This is a genomic window from Streptomyces sp. AN091965 (assembly GCF_022698285.1).
In the GTDB taxonomy this organism is placed as follows: domain Bacteria; phylum Actinomycetota; class Actinomycetes; order Streptomycetales; family Streptomycetaceae; genus Streptomyces.
The window spans coordinates 1,486,700-1,503,547 of record NZ_JALDMY010000001.1; the positions used below are offsets into that span (position 1 = coordinate 1,486,700).

Consider the following 16,848-nt stretch of genomic DNA (forward strand, 5'->3'; position numbering starts at 1 on the left):
GCGCCCGCCTCATGATCCCTGGACCGACCGTTCCGCGGCACGCGGTTTACGCGCCGGGGGAAGCATCCGCCGAGGACGCGCGCGAGAAGCTCGTGAACGCGCCCGGGCCCCCGGCGCGTCCGCTGCGGGACGCGCCGGGGGCCCGGGCCAGGTGCGCGAAGGGGCGCCGAACGGGGTTATCGCACCGTCACGGTGAAGACGGGCGACAGGGTGGCGCCGCTCTTGGTGCGCAGCTCGTTCTTGCCCTTGAGGCCGAGCTTGACGCGCAGGGAGTACGCGCCGGACTTGTTGACGGTGGTGGACGCGGGCAGCGTCTTCCAGGTGCCGCGCTGCTTCTGCTGGAGGTCGACCTTGGCGCCCGCCTTGATGCCGGTGGCCTTGCCGTTGACGCGCAGCTCCTGCCAGGCCTTCACGGAGGTCGTGGACGGCTTGGCGGTCAGCGCGGCCTTCACCTTGGCGGTGGGGCTGGTCTTCTGGGTGCCGAGGCTCTTGCCGGTCTTGACGTCCCAGATGGCGTACGGGGTGCCGCCGCCCTGCGTCTTGCTGTAGAGGCGCTTGCCGTCGGCGCTCAGGTGCAGGTAGATGCCGTCATCGACGGTCTGGCCCGGCTTGAGGGCCTTGCCGTTGTAGTACGGCTTGCCGCCCTTGACGGTGAGGGTGACACCGGCGCCGATGTCGATCTTCACGGGCTTGGCGGCGGCGGTCCGCACCGCGGCGGGCCGCTCGGGGGCGGGGGTGCTCGCCAGCGCGGCCGCGGCCGGGGCCAGGAGGGCCGTACCGGCGAGAACCGAGACGGTGGCGGTGCGGAGGGCGCTGCGGCGGTGAGTGGTGGTGCGCATAACGACGGTGTTCCCCTTCACGGTCATGGATCTGTTCGCGTGCACGGCACGGCTGCGCCCTCGGGCGGCGCCGCGCGGTGCGGTCCCGTTTCGTCCCCGCCGTCCGTGCTGTCCGTGCTGTCCGGCGAGTACGGAATCAACCTAGTTCACCCGCCATTACGGCTATCCGAAGATCACGTAACGGTGCCCCATAGATCACTTCACGGCATGGCATCGGCCCGGTCCCCGCACCACCGGGGCCGCTCTCAGCCGTCGAGCCGCACCCCCTGCTTCCTCGCGTACGCCTCCTTCGCCTTGGTGTGCCACCACTCGAAGAGTTCGATCCGCAGCGACTGCGCCATCCACGCCACCAAGCCCTCGGGCGGGCTGCCGTTGAAGACGTTGATGTCGCTGTTGTCGCGCTCGGAGCGGACCGACCAGCGGCCGTCGGGGGCGACGACGTCCAGGTACACGTCCAACTTCCGCCCGCTCACGACGACTTCGAGGTCCGTGACCTCCAGGACGACGCGTCCGCCCTCGTCCCACTTGCCCACGACCAGCGGGACCAGCAGGTCCCGCACTTCCTCCGGAGTCAGCATCCCTCCAGGGTCCCGCACCGCCGCTGACCGCGAACCCCGGGATGCTGCTATCGTCAACCTCGAATCGAGGTACCTCGATTCGAGCCATTGAGTCATGCCGAGCTATGGAGGTGCGATGGTGTTCACCGAGGAGTGGGTGACGGCGCGGGCCAAGGACGGCTACGAGCGCGGGCGGGCGTCCTTTGCGATCCGCCCCGAGCGTGCGGCGCTCCTTGTCATCGACATGCAGGACGAGTTCGTGCGCCCCGGCTTCAGCCCGTACTGGGTGCCCGCCGCCACGCGGATGGCGCCCCGGCTGCGCGGCCTGGTGGAGCGCTGCCGCGCGGCGGACGTGCCCGTCGTCTGGACCGTCTTCGACGACACGCACCTGGGCCTGGACCGCCCGCACGCGCTGCGGTACCTGCCGCACGGCGACACCGGGTGGACCAGGCCGGGGCCCGCGCGGGTGTGGCACGAGATGGGCGCGCGCGAGGACGAGGTCGTCATCCGCAAGCCGTCGTACGGCGCGTTCTACGACACCCCGCTGGACACGATCCTGCGCAACCTCGGCCGGGACACGGTCGTCGTGACCGGGACGCTCACCAACTACTGCTGCGGCACCACGGCCCGGCAGGCGTACGAGCGCGGCTACCGCGTGGTGTTCGGCGCGGACGTCACCGCGACCGACGACGAGAGCCGCCAGGAGCCGGAACTCGCCGTGCTGCGCAAGGGGTTCGCGCGGGTCCTCGACGCGGCGGAGATCGGCGCGCGGCTGACCGGCACCGCCGCGTGACGGCCCACCGCCCCGCGGCCCACCACCCCGCGGTCCACCGTGTCGCCCGTCCACGCACCCGCAACACCGCGGCAACACCCCCGCAGAGTTGGCCGCCTAGCCTCGCCTGACGTGAGTACGGACACGCGGAACACCCCGGCCCCGCCCGCCCCCACGCCCGGCGAGGGCGGCCTGGGGAAGGGGCTCCAGCGGCGGCACATGAACCTGATCGCGCTGGGCGGGGTGATCGGCGCCGGGCTCTTCGTGGGCAGCGGCGTGGTCGTGCGGCAGACCGGGCCCGCGGCCGTCGTCTCCTTCCTGGCCGCCGGGGTCCTGACCGTGCTCATCATGCGGATGCTCGCGGAGATGACGGTGGCGCGGCCCGCGCTCGGCTCCTTCTACGCCCATGTGCGCGAGACGCTCGGCGCCCGGGCCGGGTTCGCCGTCGGCTGGCTCTACTGGTACTTCTTCGTGATCGTGGTCGCCGTGGAGGCGGTGGCCGGTGGGCGGATCGTCCGGCTGTGGCTGCCCGACGCGCCGCTGTGGGCCGTGAGCCTCGTCCTGATGGCCCTGCTCACGGCGACCAACATGGTCTCCGCGCGCTCCTTCGGCGAGTTCGAGTACTGGTTCTCGTCCGTGAAGGTGCTCGCCATCGTCGTGTTCCTGTTCCTGGGCGCGCTGTACGTCCTCGGGCTCTGGCCCGAGGCGTCCGGCGGCCTCGGGCACCTCACCGCGCACGGCGGCTTCGCACCCGAGGGCGTGGGGGCGGTGCTCGCCGCCGTCGTGCCGTGCGTCGGCTTCTTCACCGGCGCGGAGATCGTGACCATCGCGGCGGCGGAGTCCACCGAGCCCGAGCGCGCCGTCGCCGCGGCGATCCGGTCGATCGTGCTGCGGGTCGTCGCGTTCTACGTCCTGTCCATCCTCGTGGTCGTCGCGGTGGTCCCCTGGACCGACGACGCCGTCGAAGTCAGCCCGTACGCGGCGGTCCTGGAGCGCCTGGACGTGCCCGCGGCGGCGACCGTCATGAACGCGGTCGTCCTCGTGGCGGTCCTGTCCTGCCTCAACTCCGCGCTCTACACCTCGTCCCGGATGCTCTTCGCCCTCACTCGCGGCGGTGACGCGCCGCGGGGCTTCACCAAGCTCAGCCGGGGTGGCGTGCCCCGCCGCGCGATCCTCGCGGGCACGTCCGTCGGCTACGCCTCGGTCATCGCGGCGTGGATCTCCCCCGACGTCGTCTTCCAGTTCCTCATCGACTCGTACGGGGCCATCGCGCTCTTCGTCTACCTGGCGATCGCCGTCGCCCAGCTGCGCATGCGGCGCACCCTGGAACGCGAGTCCCCCGACCGGCTCACCCTGCGCATGTGGGGCTTCCCCTGGCTGAGCCGCCTCACGATCGCCGCCATGGGCGCGGTCATCCTCGCGATGGCCTTCCTGCCCGACAGCCGGACGCAGTTCTGGCTGAGCCTGCTGACGGTGGCGATCGTGCTCGGTGCGTACGAGGTGAGGCGGCGACGCGGACAGCCGTAGGCCCACCGCGGCACCACCCGGCCACAGGTCCGCTGTCGGGGTCTGTAGGCGCACTGTCGGCGGCCCGTCGGCGGCTCACCCTGGCCCGCGTCCTGCACCTGCACGGCATCCCGGCCACCGTCCACGAGGCGGAGCCCTCCCCCGCCGCCCGCGCGCAGGGCGGACTGCTCGACATCCACGACTACAACGGCCAGATCGCCCTCACCGCCGCCCTCCAGGGCATCGTCCTCAAGGGCCGCCAGGCCATGCGGATCCTCGGCCCCGACGGGACCGTCCAGGGCGAGGCCGGCGACGACGGCACGGGCGGCCGCCCCGAGGTGCAGCGCGGCGAGCTGCGGCAGGTCCTGCTCGACTCACTCCCGGCGGGCACCGTCCGGTGGGGGGGACAAGGTGAGCGGCGCCCGCGCCCTCGGCGAGGGGCGGCACGCTCCACGCCTGCGCGGGCCTCACCGAGCCGCAGGAGTGGTTCGCCGCCATCGACTTCACCGACGCCGCCGGGGCCGCCGCACGGATCGCGCGGAAGTTCGACGGCTGGGCTCCTGAACTCACGGCGCTCATCACCGCCGGCGACGTCGCGCCGGTCCTGCGCCCCCCTCCACGCCCTGCCGCACGCGCACCGCTGGGACCGGGTGCCCGGGGTGACCCTGCTCGACGGCGCCGACCTCGGCCGGGCCATCGCCGCGCACCCCGACGACATCGAGGCCGTGCGCAGCGCGTACAAACCGGCCATGTTCACCCGAAGCGCCGAGCCCACCCCTGTTGACGGCGAGGACGACCACGGGATCGACTTCGAGAACGGAGCGGGCCAGGCCGTGTTGGAGCTGATCACCGCACTAGGGAGCTGAGTTGACGGAGCGACAGGGCCTCGCGCGGATGAGCGACGCGGCGCACATCCACTGGCGGGTGCAGGGCGACCGGGCCGGGCAGGCGCAGGGCGACCAGGCCCCGCAGGCGCAGGGCGACCGGGCCCCGCAGCCCCCCGTCGTCCTGCTGCACGGCGGCCCCGGCCTGCCCGACTACCTGGGCCCCGTCGCCACGTCGATCGCGGACCTCGCCCCCGTCTACCGCTACGACCAGCGCGGCACGGGCCGCTCCCCGTGGCAGGGCCGCCACACGCTCGCCCGGCACGTCGCCGACCTCGCCGAACTGCTCGACGCCTGGTCCGCGCCGTCAGCCGTGCTCATCGGGCACTCCTACGGCACCGACCTCGCCAGCCGGTTCTGTCTGGCCCACCCGGGGCGGGTGGCCGCGATGCTGCTGATGTGCGGACCGTTCGTCGGCGACTGGCGTACGGACTACCGCGCGGCGCGCGCCCACCGCATGACCCCGGCCCAGCGGGAACGGCTGTCCGTACTCCAGCAGGAGCCCCACCGCACGGAGGCCCAGGAAGTCGAGCTGCTCACGCTCTCCTGGTTCACCGACCACGCCGACCCCGACCGCGGTTGGCCCTGGGCCGCGCACGGTGCCCGGCTGCGCCGCCCCGTCAACTGGGCCATGAACCGCGAACTCGGCGAGGCGGGGCGCGCGGATCCGCTCGACCTCCACGTCGACGCCCTGCGCGGTTGCCTCCCCACCCGGGCCGAGCTCCTCGGCGGCGCCCTCGACCCCCGCCCCCTGTCGGCCCTGGAGTCCCTGGCCCTCCGGCTCGACGTACCGCTGACTCGGGTCGCTGGTGCGGGTCATGAGCCTTGGCTGGAGCAACCGGAAGTGGTACGGGGGGTGCTTCGGGGGTTCGTACGGGGGCGGGGGTAGCGGGTGACGGCGCCGGGTGGGAAGTGTTCGGTGCCGATCACTTCGTCCGCGTCGTCGATGGTGACGGTCAGGTCCGGCATGCCGCGCAGGGCGGTGAGGTCGACGTTGCAGTGCCTGTTCCAGCAGTGGATTTCCAACGTTGTCAGGTTGGGCAGAGCCGTTCGTACGCACGCGAGGTCGTCGACGCCCTCAGCGCCGTTCAGCATCAGGCTCCGGATCTGCGGCGACGGCGGAAGCTGCGCGAGCATGGCCAGTCCGGATTCGGTTTGCAGCATGAGGCGATTCAGGTGGCCGAGTGACGCCACCAGATGTATTCCTTCGAAAGCGTCGCACAGGTTCAAGGTGGACAGGTTCGCCCAACGATCGATCCCGTCCAGGGTATCGAGGCCCGTACGGGCCCTCCTCCCCAGCATGAGGTCTGTGAGACCGGCATGGATCGGTAGCGTCCGAAGGTCTCCGGGCTTCAGGTCCACGTTGAGCCCCAGGTACCCCACCTTCGGCAGATGGCGGAGCACCTCCAGCAACTGTGTACGTTCTCCGCCAAGGTAGAAGCCGGTGATGTCCGTATGAGCCAGCGCGGAAAAGTTCGCAAGGTTGCTGCAATTGATCAGGCCCACATGGTTCAGGCAAGGGAGAGCACGGAGGAACTCCACATCTCGCAGTTCGGAGTTGCGCGCGATGTTCAGCCAACGGAGCTTTTCCGGTGTGACCGCCTCGGCAATGTCACGCCCCGGGAAGTCACCCTGAATGGAGATACTCCGGGGCGCTGCCAGCGTGCGCAGCACAGCGAGCTGCTCAACCGAGCGGATGGGCAGGAGGTCGAAGCCGGGCAGGTGGCTCAGGACTTCCTGGGCGTAGTCGCTGGCGTCAAAGCTGTGCCAACTTGCCTCCAACGCAGTTCGCACGCCGTCAACGGCACTGGCACGAAACCGCTTCATCACCGTGAGAGCCGCGTCGCCCCCGATTCTCCCAGCGGTGAGGACGACCGCCTTCGCCTCGTCGTCCTCCAGACCCTCCGGCCCGGGAAGCAGGTCCAGGATGACAGGACCGGCCTCGGCCAGCACCGCCGCTTCGGCCCTGCTGCGCGGCGGCAGCAAGCCCTCCGTTCGCCGACGCACGTCCTCCCGCACCGCCGGATCCAGCTCTGTCGCGTACTCCAGGCAAGCCGTAGCCAACAAGTGCAGCCGCACCCGGTGCTTCGCCACGCGGTCGCCGCGGGCGATCAGGCGGCGGAGGAGGGTGGCGCGTTCGGCGGGGCGGGCGTGGGCGACGGCCATGCGGAGGACGTCCTCCCAGCGGTCGTCGTGGGCGTTGCGGACGAGGAGCGGAAGGTCGCGCGCCTCGACGGCGGCCTTGGCGCCGAGGTAGTCCTGGAAGGTGCGGTGGATGAAGTCGACCGTGTCCGCGCTGGGCCGGCGGAGCAGGCCGGAGCGGGCGAGGAGGTGGGTGAGGACACCTCGCGCGTCCGCCTGCCGACCGACGTGCGGCATCGCGGGCAGCGCGTCGCCGATGAGGTCGACGGCGGTGTCCTGGTCGAGTTCGTCCTGGCCGTTGCGGATGAGCCAGTAGGCGAGGCGCTGCAGGATCTGGACGCTCTGGTGCTCGGTGAGGCAGAGGCCCTCGGGGGCGTCGATGTCGCGTTCGCGGTCGCGCCGGTGCAGCAGCATGGACAGGGCGGCGTCGTACAACTCCATGCGGCCGTGCGGCAGATGGCCGCGCCGGTCGCGGTGGAGCGCGCAGACCAGGGCGCACAGCAGCGGCGTGGCGGTCAGCCGGGACAGCTCGCGCTGGGAGCGCACGGTGTCCTTGAGGGACTCCCCGAGCGCGGCCAGGTGGGCGCGCTCCTGCGGGCTCGCGAGATCGGCGGCGGCCGCGTCGTGCCAGCGGGTCACGAACACCGCCACGTCCCGGCCGCCCATCGGCCGCACGGTCAGCTCGGCGAAGCCGCCGTCGGCGAGCCAGCCCTCGGGCACGGCGGAGGGCCGGGTCGTCACCACGTACGCCGCGCGCGGGTAGGCCGCGAGCAGTTCGTGCAGCCACTGCCGGGTCCGGGCGCGCTGGGCCTGGGGCACCTCGTCGAGGCCGTCGACGAGCAGCAGCCCCCGCCCGTCCAGGAGGACCCGGTCGGCCCAGCCGGGCGGCTGGGCGCCCTCGCGGGGGCAGCCCGTGGCGGCCAGATACTCGTGCGGGGCGGGCAGTCGACCACGCCGGACCAGGGTCCGCAGGGGCAGCACGAAGGGCAGGCGGTCCGTCAAGTGGGCGAGTTCGACGGGCAGTTCGCGGCGGGCCGTGGCGACCGCGAGCCACTGCACCAGGGTGGTCTTGCCGCTGCCCGCGAGGCCGCGCACGAGGGTCCGCGGGCGTCCCGCGAGGGCCTGCTCGGCCCGCTCGACGCTCACCGCGGCCCCGTCGACGCGGCCACCGGCCAGGGCGCCCGGGGGCAGACCGTGGGTGAGCGTGGCGAACTCCAGGCTGAGGTAAGCGGCGTCCAACGGCCAGCAGTTGCGCTCCGGCCGTGACAGGTCGAGGCCGATCACCGAGAGCTTCCCGTACCGGTGGGCGACGTAGCTCCGGTACCAGGCCTCGAACCGCTCCTCAGCACCGCGAGAGCCGTCCGCGGCGGGGGCCTCCACCGGCGCGGGAGGCGGCACCGCCCGGTCCCGGAGCCGTAGCAGTTCCTCCGGGTCGGCGCCGAGCGCGGCGGCGAGGGCTGCCACCGTCGCGTCGCTCGGCACCCCCGTCCCGTTCAGGGCCTGGCTCACGGTCGTGCGCCCGAGCCCGGCCCGGCGGGACAGCGTGATCATGGAGAGGCGCCGCCGCGCGCGCAGGTTCCGCAGCCTCCCCTTCAGATCCGCCAGCGGTTCCGTACCGTCCTCGCTCGCCCCCACCGGCCCCTCCACGGACAGCGCCCCCTCGTCGTTCGGACCCGTTCATCTTGGTCCAACCGAACGTTGTCGTACGGGACTTCGGGCATCTTCCTTTCCGTCGAACATCGCGGACATCCGCCTCCTCCGGAAGGAACCTCCCCCATGACCTCCACCCCGGCTCCCTGGGCCCTGCTCGCCCTCTCGGTGGTCGCGGCGGTGCTCGTCGCGGTCCTCGCCGCCGTCGCCACCGCGCTGCTCGCCCGCTGGGACGGCGCCTCCCTGCCCGCGGCCCTGCTGCGCGCGGGTGCCGCCTTCGGCACGACCCTCACCCTGGCCACCGCGCTGCTCGCGCTGTGCCTGCCGTGGGTGGGCCCGGTCGCTTGACACCCCAAACATGGGATGTTCCCATGTTTGGCATCCAGAGAGACGTACGTCCACGAAACCGTTCGGCAGAGAGGCCCCGACCGATGCCGCTGCGCACCACCGCACGGACCAACCTCGTCGATCTCGTCATCGCCCAGATGGAGAGCCTCATCGCCGACGGCGAGTGGCCGGTCGGGGCGAAAATCCCGGCCGAGCCGCAGCTCGTGGAGCAGCTCTCCGTCGGCCGCAACACCGTGCGGGAGGCCGTCCGCGCCCTGGTGCACACCGGGATGCTCGAACCCCGCCAGGGCGACGGCACCTATGTGCGCGCGAGCAGCGACCTCGGCGCGGCCGTGCAGCGGCGGCTGCGCAGGGCGGGCGTCCTGGAGGCGTACGAGGTGCGGGCCTCCCTGGAGCGGGACGCCGCCCGGTACGCGGCCGAGCGCCGCACCCCGGAGGACCTCGACGCGCTGCGGACGGCGCTCGCCGAGCGCGGCCGGGCCTGGGAGGCCGGGGACATCGAGGCGTTCATCGACGCGGACATGACCTTCCACCGCGCGGTGGCTGCCGCCGCCCACAACAGCGTCCTCGCCGATCTGTACGGGCACCTCAGCGACGGGATGCGCTCCACCCTCCAGTCGGTGGTCGGCGCCCCGGTCCCCGACTCCGTACGCCACCAGATCGGCGCCCACCAGGCGATCCTCGACGCGATCGAGGCGCGGGACCCCGCCGCGGCCGAGTCCGCCGTGCTCGCCCATCTCGCCGAGGGCATGGCCGCGCTGCGCGAGCAGCCGCTGGACGACCACGGCGGCGACGAGCACAGCGGCGACGGCCACGGCACGAACGGCACCGGCGGCGCGAACGCCACCGCCACCGCACCCACCCACTGACACCCCACCCCCAGGAGACACGGCATGCGCAGGGAAGCGCCCGCCGCCACGGCCACCGTGGCGCGGGACGACGACACCACCGACACGGCCCCCGGCCAGGCCCCGCCGGGCCCGCCCGGCGTCACCGGGCGCCGCGCGCTGTACCTCGGTCTCGGCGTCGTCCTGCTCGCCCTGAACCTGCGCCCCGCGCTCGTCGCCGTCTCCCCCCTCGCGGACGTCATCCGCGACGACAGCGGCATGTCGGCCACGGCCACCAGCCTGCTCACGGCGCTGCCCCTGCTGTGCTTCGGGCTGCTCGCGCCGGTCGCGCCCGGCCTCGGCCGCCGCTTCGGCATGGAGCGCTCCCTGCTCGGCACCATGGCGCTGATCTGCGCGGGCACCGCGCTGCGCATGGTGGACTCGGTGCTCGCCCTGTTCGCCGGCACGGTCGTCATCGGCGCGGGCATCGCCGTCGCCAACGTGCTCCTGCCCGGCCTGATCAAGCGGGACTTCCCGGGGCGGGCGGGCCTGATGACGGGCCTGTACTCGATGTCGCTGTTCGGCGGCGCCGCGCTCGCGGCCGGGGTCACCCTGCCGGTGCGGGACGCCTCGGGCATGGACTGGCGGACCACGCTGGCGTGCTGGGGCGCGCTCGCGCTGCTCGCCCTCGTGGTGTGGCTGCCGCAGGTGCGCTCGCGCACCCGCGTCGCCGCGGCGGCGGCCCGGCAGGCGGCGCACCCGGTGCGCGGCCTGTGGCGCTCGCCCCTGGCCTGGCAGGTCACCGCGTACATGGGGCTGCAGTCGCTGAACTACTACGCCGCCGCGGCCTGGCTGCCGACGCTGCTCCAGGACTCCGGGATGAGCGCGGGCGACGCCGGGTGGATGCTGTCGTTCTCGGCGCTGCTCGGCATCACGGGCTCGTTCGTGACCCCGGTGATCGTCGGCAGGCGGCTGAGCTCCGCGCTGCTCTCGACGCTCGGCGCGCTCCTGTGCGCGGCCGGGTACGCCGGGGTGCTCGCCGCCCCGGTCGGCGGCGCCTATGTGTGGATGAGCCTGCTCGGGCTCGGCCAGGGCGCGGCGATCAGCCTCGCGCTCCTTTTCATCGTGCAGCGGGCGCCGGACGCCCGGCACGTCGCGCAGCTGTCCAGCATGGCGCAGTGCTTCGGCTACGTCCTCGCCGCCACCGGCCCCGCCATCCTGGGCGCCGTCCACGACGCGTCCCACGACTGGACGATCCCGGTGGTGGTGCTCCTGGTGCTGCTGGTCCCCCAGGTCGTGGTGGGCGTCGGCGCGGCCCGCGACCGGCACGTGCGCGGGACGGCGTAGCCGCCTCGCGGAGAACAGCCCTGTGGGGCGGGCCGGTCGGCCCGCCCCACAGGGCTTCACCTCAACCTCCCTGAGCGTCAGGGAATCTGCTTGGTCACCTCCAGGTCGGCCGTCGGCTTGGTGACCTTACCTCCGGGCGGGCCCGTGGTGCTGGAGTTGTTGTCGCTGACCGGGTCCTTGGTCGCCGACGACACGGTGGCCGTGTTGGCGAGGTCGTCGCCGTCACCGGTGTAGGTGGCGGCGAGCTTCACCTTGAACACCCAGCTGACCGAGGCCCCGGGGGCCAGGGTCGCAAGGGGGCCGCAGGTGACCGTGCGGCCCGCGGTGCACGGGTCGTCCGAGGAGACGAAGCTCAGCGCCGTGGGCAGGACGTCGGACACCTGGACCTGTTCGGCCTGGGACGGGCCCTTGTTGGTGACCGTCAGCGTGTAGTCGAAGGTCTCGCCGGGGGCGACCGGCTTGTCCGTGGCGGGCTTCTTCACGATCGCCAGGTCGGCGGCGGGCGCCGCGATCCCGCCGTCCGGCGGACCCGCGGTGTCGGTGTCGTTGTCGCTGCTCGGGTCGATGTTGTCGGCGGTGACGTGGGCGGTGTTCTTGATGTCGCTGCCGTCTCCGTGATAGGCGGGGTCCACCTTCACCGTCAGCGTGTACTCCACGGTCTCGCCGACCTTGAGCGGGGTCGTCCGCCGGCAGTTCACGACCTGCCCGGAGACCGTGCAGCCCGCGGGCGAGGAGGAGACGTACGACAGGCCCGTGGGCAGGGCGTCGGTGAGCTTGACGTTGTACGCGTCGGCCGACGGGCCCTTGTTGGTGACGGTGATCTTGTAGTCGAAGGTCTCGCCGGGACGCGGCGCGGTGTCGCCGACGGCGGTCTTGGTCACGGCCAGGTCGGCCGTGGGCTTGTTGACCTTGCTGCCCGGCACCCCGGCCTCCGCGCTGTTGTTGCCCGGGACGGGATCCGTCGTGTCGGAGGAGACGGTCGCGGTGTTCTTGATGTCGCTGCCGTCGCCGGTGTACTCGGTGTCGAGCCGGACGGTGAACTTCCACGTCTTCGACGCGCCCGGTTCGAGGACGGCCTGCGGACCGCAGGTGACGGTCTGGCCGGAGGCGGTGCAGCCGTCCGCCGAACCCACGAAGGCGAGGCGCGCGGGCAGGGTGTCCGTCGCCTTCGCGTTCAGGGCCCGGGAGGGCCCGTCGTTGGTGACGGTCACGGCGTACTCGAAGGTCTCGCCCGGTGCGATGGGCGTGGAGGTCGTGGGCTCCTTGCCCGCCCAGAGGTCGGCCTGCGGCTCGGTGACACCGCCGGGCGGGAGGACCGCCGTGCTGGTGTTGTTGGTGAGGTCGGGGTCCTTGGAGTCGGACGTCGACGTGGCGGTGTTGCGCAGGTCGGAGCCGTCACCCTGGTAGGCGGCGCTCAGCTTGACCTTGAACGTCCACTTCACGGAGGCGCCGGGGGTGAGCTTGGCGTGCGGCCCGCACGTCACGGTCTGTCCGGACGCCGTGCAGGGGTCGGCCGACGACACGAACGAGACGCCGTCGGGCAGCGTGTCGGTGGCGCGCACGTTGCGGGCGTCCGAGAGGCCCGCGTTGAAGGCCTCGATCTCGTACTCGTACTCCTGGCCGGGCACGATCGGCCCGGTGCCGAGGGCCGTCTTCACCGTCGACACGTCCGACTCGGGCGTGAACGGGCCCGGCGGGGTGACGGGGTCCGGCTTGTTGTTGTCCGGGTCCGGGTCGGTGGAGTCCGACGTGCCCGACGCGCTGTTGCCGAGGTCCGAGCCGTCGCCCTGGTAGGAGGAGCTCAGCCGGGCCAGGAACGTCCACTTCTTGGTCTGGCCCACGCCGAGCTGCGGCTCGGGGCCGCAGGTCACCGTGCGGCCGCTGGCCGAGCAGCCGTCGGCGGACGACACGAACGACATGCCCTCGGGCAGCGTGTCGGAGGCCGTCACGTTGCGGGCCACGGACGGCCCGTTGTTCTTCGCCGTCAGCGTGTACGTGATCAGTCCGCCGGGCGGGGTGTCCCGGCCCACCGCGGGCACGGCGCGGCCCAGGTGTGTGGTCACCCTCGCCCCCGGTCCGGACGGCGCGGCCGCCCGGGCCGGGTCCTGGCCGGACCACTGCGGCAGCACGCAGATCAGCGCGGCGACCGCGGCGCCCACGAGGGCGCGCCGGCGATGTCGTGTCCTACTCATCTCACATCGGTTCCGTTCGTGCTCCGGTCACGTACACCGCTGTACGGACGTGCGAGGGGAGGGGTCCCGCCACCGCGGCGGGACCCGTCAAGCGGGGGTGTTCTCGGCCTTCTTGCCGAACTCGAGGTCGGCGGTCGGCGGCTTGACCCGGCCGCCGGGCACGGTGGCGCTGCCGCTGTTGTTGCCGGTGTCGGGGTCGGCGGTGTCGGCGTCCGCCGTCGCGACGTTGAGGACGTCCGTGCCGTCGCCGCTGTAGTCCGCGTTGAGCCGCACCCGGAACGTCCACGACGTGGAGGATCCCGGCGCGAGGGTCGCGACCGGTCCGCAGGTGACCGTGCGGCCCGCGAGCGTGCAGGCGTCGGCGGACGACACGAAGGTGAGCGAGGTCGGCAGGGGGTCGGTGACCCGCACGGCGCGCGCGACGGACGGGCCCTTGTTGGTGACCGTCACCGTGTACGCGTACTCCTCGCCGGGCGCCACGCTCGCGCTGGTCGTCGTGCGCTTGACGGTCGCGAGGTCGGCCGCGGGCGCCCGCACCCCGCCCGGGGGCAGGGCGGCACCGCTGGTGTTGTTGGTGAGGTCGGGGTCGGTGACGTCGTGCGTGACCTTCGCGGTGTTGCCGAGGTCGGAGCCGTCGCCCTGGTACGCGGCGTCGAGCTTGACGCGGAACGTCCAGGACACCGACGCGCTCGTGGCCAGCCTGGCCGTGGTGGGGCAGGTGACGGCCTGCCCCGACGCCGTACAGCCGTCGCCGGAGGACACGAAGGTCAGGCCGGTCGGGAGGGTGTCGGTGACCTTCACATTGGTGGTGTCGGACGGGCCGTTGTCCCGGACCGTGATCCGGTACTCGAACTCCTCGCCGGGGCGCACCGGGCCCTGCCCCACCCCCGCCTTGCTGATGGCCGCGTCGGCGCGCGCGGTCACGGTGGTGGAGGCGGTGGCGGAGTTGTCGTCGGAGTTGGTGTCGGTCCGGTTGCCCGGGGCGATGACCGTCGCCGTGTTGGTCAGGATGGTCGCCTGCGCGGGGGCGGTGCCGGTGACGGTGTACGTCACGGTGCCGCCGCGGGCCAGGTCGGCGGTGGTGTCGAGGGGGCCGCTGCCCGACGCCGCGCCGCACGCGCTGCCGGAACTCGCGGTGCACGCCCAGGTCACGTCCGTGAGGCCGGGAGCCGCGTCCTTGACGGCCGCGCCGGTGACCGCGTTGCCGTCGCTGTTGCTGACCTTCACCGTGTACGTGACCGGTCTGCTCCCGGCCGCGACGGTGGCGGGTTTGCCGGTCTTGGTGACGCTGAGGTCCGTCGGGACGTTGATCTTGAGGTCGCCGATCTCGTGGTTGTTCGTGGCACCGCCGGTGCCCGCCGAGAAGCCGACGCGCAGGGTGGACGGCAGTGACGGCTGCCCCGTGATGGTCGACACGTCGTAGTCGCTGATGAGCTTGGTGAACGCGGTCCCCGGACCGGAGTCGGACCAGACCGACACCAGCGGCTTGCCGTTCGTCGGCTGCACCGTGATGCGCACGGTGCGGAAGTTGCTGCGGCTGCCCGTCTCGACGGTGCCGCCGGGGCCGCTGGCGGAGGTGCCGTAGCGGTAGCCGGACGTGCCGTTGCCGCCGCCGCGCAGCACGATCTTGTTGGCCTGGGTGCCGGGGCCGCTCGCCCCGGTCGAGCTGGCGGAGAAGTTGCCGAACTCGTCGATGCCGACGCCCAGGAACGCGCCGGGCACGCCGCTGCTCGTGCAGCGCGTCGCGAGGCCGGCGCAGGCGTAGCCGAGGGCGCCGCCGGTGGCGCCGGTCCCGGTCGCCGCGGAGCCGTCGGCGAGGAAGAACGCCAGCCCGTCGCCCCGCTTGCCGTCGAAGGTGCTGCCGCCGTAGGTGGCGTACGTGAACTCCGCGACGATGCCGAGGCTCGTGGGGAAGGAGTCCTTCATCTGCCACGACCCGGCCCTGGTCGTCTGGGCCGGGGTCAGCCGCAGCCAGCCGCCCGAGTAGGAGGCACTGCCCGTGGCGGTGCCCAGGTCGTTGCCGTTGTCGAAGCTCTCGTGGACCGGGAAGGCCAGCTCCGCCCGCGCGTGCGAGGCCGCCGTGGAGGTGAGCAGCCCACCTACCAGGGCGCCGAGCGCGAGCAGCAGGGCGGCGAGCCGTCGGGGGCCCGCGGGGTGCCGGGAGGTCGTCATCGCCGCGGCCCCTGCCCCGCCTCACGGCGTCGCACGGCCGCCACCAGGAGGCCGCCGCAGGTCACGGCCGCGCCCGCGACCCAGCCGAGCCAGGCGGGCACGTCACCGCCGGTGTCCGGCAGTTCGCCGTGGTCGCCGGTCCTGACGTACACCGTGTACGGCGGGTTCTTGTTGTCGCTCGGGTCCGGGTCCTTCGTCGTGGAGGTGACCGTGGCGACGTTCTCGATCCTGCCGAAGTGGCGGGTCTGCGCCGCCGCCACGCGAACGGTGAGCGCGTACGAGACGGAGGTGCCCGACGCGAGGCGGTCGGGGCCCGGGCAGACGATCAGGCGCCCGCCGTCGTCCGGCGCGCAGCCGTCCGGGGAGCCGACGAAGTGCAGGCCCTTGGGCAGCGGGTCGGTCACCCGCAGTCCGCGCGCGGTGCCGGGGCCGTTGTTGTGCACGGTGATCCGGTACGTGAAGGTCTCGCCGGGCCGGACCCAGTCCCGGCCGCCGGGCAGCACGGCCGTCTTGGTCAGCGAGAGGTCGGCGCGGCCCCAGTCCGGCGGGACCGGCAGGCCGGTCACGGACGTCGTGTTGTTGCTCGTGTCGGGGTCGCGGGTCTGCGAGGACACCGAGGCCAGGTTCACGATGTCGCGGCCGTCGCCCTCGTAGTCGTCGGCGAGGCGTACGGTCACGATCCAGGTGTGGGACGCGCCGACGGCGAGCTGCGGCAGCGGGCCGCAGGTGACGGTCCGCCCGCTCGCGGTGCAGCCGTCCGCCGACGACACGAAGACGAGGGAGGCCGGAAGCCGGTCCTGGACCGTGACGCCGACGGCCTGCGACGGGCCGTGGTTGACGGCGGTGATGCGGTAGTCGTACACCCCGTCGGGCCCCGGGGCCGCGGCGCGCCGGCCGGGCCCTCCGGGGTGCGACCGGACCTCCAGGTCGGCCCGGGCGGCGGCGGCCGGGCGGCCCCGGCGCTCCCGGGCCCCGGGGGACGGCGGCGGGGCGGAGGCGCGGGGAGCGGCAGGCGTGGTCTCCGCCCCGGCCTCCTCGCGCGGGGCGTGCGCGGGCGGGCCCTTCCGTGCGGGGGCGCCGGGCGAGGCGGCCTGCGGCGCGGCGGCGGACGGCCGTGCCGACGGACCCTCGCGGCGCGCGGCCTGCGGGCTCCGCGGCGGCGTGTCCCTGCCGGGCGCGGAGGCCGAGGGCACCGGCGTACCGGAGGGCGTGCCCGAGGGGGAAGCCGATGCCGCCGGTGACGGCGGGGCGGACGCGGGCACGGACCCCGACGGCGACGGTGACGCCGCGTCACCGGAGGGCGGGGGCGCGGCTTCGGAAGGCGGCACCTCAGCGGCATCCGGGCCTGCGCCCCGGCCGGTCCGGGGAGCTGAGGCCGGGCCCGCCCCCGGGCCTGTCTGCGGACCTGAGGCCGGGCCTGTCTGCGGAGCCGCCTGTGGACCTGACGCCGAGCCAGGTGCCGCCGACTCCGCAGCCGACGGCGCCGGTGCCGCGGCGAGGGCGGCCGCCGTGACCGCCGCCGCGGGCGGCGCGACGAGGGCCGCCGCACCGGCCGCGAGCGCCACCGCGCCGCGCGGCCAACGGCGTGCTGCCGCACGCCGTCTGAGGTTGT

Annotated in this window: 12 protein-coding genes and 1 pseudogene; 7 read left to right on the plus strand and 6 right to left on the minus strand. The window is 73.4% G+C overall.

Annotated elements, in window-relative coordinates; all coding sequences use genetic code 11:
- Positions 1-176: 176 nt before the first annotated feature.
- Positions 177-839 carry a hypothetical protein gene (locus tag MQV74_RS41115; protein ID WP_308402242.1) on the minus strand — a complete coding sequence of 221 codons (663 nt, stop codon included), beginning with the start codon at positions 837-839 and terminating at the stop codon, positions 177-179.
- Positions 840-1,084: 245 nt separating this feature from the next.
- Complete coding sequence (locus tag MQV74_RS05655; RefSeq protein WP_242714916.1) at positions 1,085-1,417, minus strand: hypothetical protein; 333 nt, start codon at positions 1,415-1,417, stop codon at positions 1,085-1,087.
- A gap of 94 nt (positions 1,418-1,511) precedes the next feature.
- Here MQV74_RS05655 and MQV74_RS05660 point away from each other — a divergent pair, with 94 nt between their 5' ends.
- From MQV74_RS05660 to MQV74_RS05675, 4 genes and pseudogenes are all read left to right on the plus strand, one after another.
- A complete protein-coding gene (locus tag MQV74_RS05660) occupies positions 1,512-2,189 on the plus strand; it encodes a cysteine hydrolase family protein (protein ID WP_242714917.1) in 678 nt (225 codons plus the stop codon).
- A 111-nt stretch (positions 2,190-2,300) separates the two neighbouring features.
- Positions 2,301-3,695, plus strand: coding sequence for an amino acid permease (locus tag MQV74_RS05665; protein ID WP_242714918.1), 1,395 nt, complete (start codon positions 2,301-2,303; stop codon positions 3,693-3,695).
- 32 nt (positions 3,696-3,727) lie between these two features.
- Positions 3,728-4,540: pseudogene (locus MQV74_RS05670) on the plus strand (FAD-dependent monooxygenase).
- Between the two features lies 1 nt (position 4,541).
- Positions 4,542-5,447, plus strand: a complete 906-nt coding sequence (locus MQV74_RS05675) for an alpha/beta fold hydrolase (RefSeq protein WP_242714919.1) — start codon at positions 4,542-4,544, stop codon at positions 5,445-5,447.
- Here MQV74_RS05675 and MQV74_RS05680 read toward each other — a convergent pair.
- Complete coding sequence (locus MQV74_RS05680; protein WP_242714920.1) at positions 5,375-8,335, minus strand: NACHT domain-containing protein; 2,961 nt, start codon at positions 8,333-8,335, stop codon at positions 5,375-5,377. The two genes, MQV74_RS05675 and MQV74_RS05680, sit on opposite strands and share 73 nt — an antisense overlap.
- 141 nt (positions 8,336-8,476) lie before the next feature.
- Here MQV74_RS05680 and MQV74_RS05685 point away from each other — a divergent pair, with 141 nt between their 5' ends.
- The 3 genes from MQV74_RS05685 (at position 8,477) to MQV74_RS05695 (ending at position 10,872) form a co-directional block, all read left to right on the plus strand.
- A complete protein-coding gene (locus MQV74_RS05685) occupies positions 8,477-8,698 on the plus strand; it encodes a hypothetical protein (protein ID WP_242714921.1) in 222 nt (73 codons plus the stop codon).
- An 83-nt stretch (positions 8,699-8,781) separates the two neighbouring features.
- Complete coding sequence (locus tag MQV74_RS05690; RefSeq protein ID WP_242714922.1) at positions 8,782-9,567, plus strand: FadR/GntR family transcriptional regulator; 786 nt, start codon at positions 8,782-8,784, stop codon at positions 9,565-9,567.
- Between the two features lie 24 nt (positions 9,568-9,591).
- Positions 9,592-10,872, plus strand: a complete 1,281-nt coding sequence (locus tag MQV74_RS05695; protein ID WP_242714923.1) for a CynX/NimT family MFS transporter — start codon at positions 9,592-9,594, stop codon at positions 10,870-10,872.
- 77 nt (positions 10,873-10,949) lie between these two features.
- On the opposite strand, the gene MQV74_RS05700 is transcribed toward MQV74_RS05695, so the two are convergent.
- From MQV74_RS05700 to MQV74_RS05710, 3 genes are all read right to left on the minus strand, one after another.
- Positions 10,950-13,064, minus strand: a complete 2,115-nt coding sequence (locus MQV74_RS05700) for a COG1361 S-layer family protein (protein ID WP_242714924.1) — start codon at positions 13,062-13,064, stop codon at positions 10,950-10,952.
- An 87-nt stretch (positions 13,065-13,151) separates the two neighbouring features.
- A complete protein-coding gene (locus tag MQV74_RS05705; protein ID WP_242714925.1) occupies positions 13,152-15,236 on the minus strand; it encodes a hypothetical protein in 2,085 nt (694 codons plus the stop codon).
- Positions 15,233-16,429 carry a DUF11 domain-containing protein gene (locus tag MQV74_RS05710; RefSeq protein WP_242714926.1) on the minus strand — a complete coding sequence of 399 codons (1,197 nt, stop codon included), beginning with the start codon at positions 16,427-16,429 and terminating at the stop codon, positions 15,233-15,235. Before MQV74_RS05710 ends, MQV74_RS05705 begins: the two co-directional genes overlap by 4 nt.
- Between the last annotated feature and the right edge of the window lie 419 nt (positions 16,430-16,848).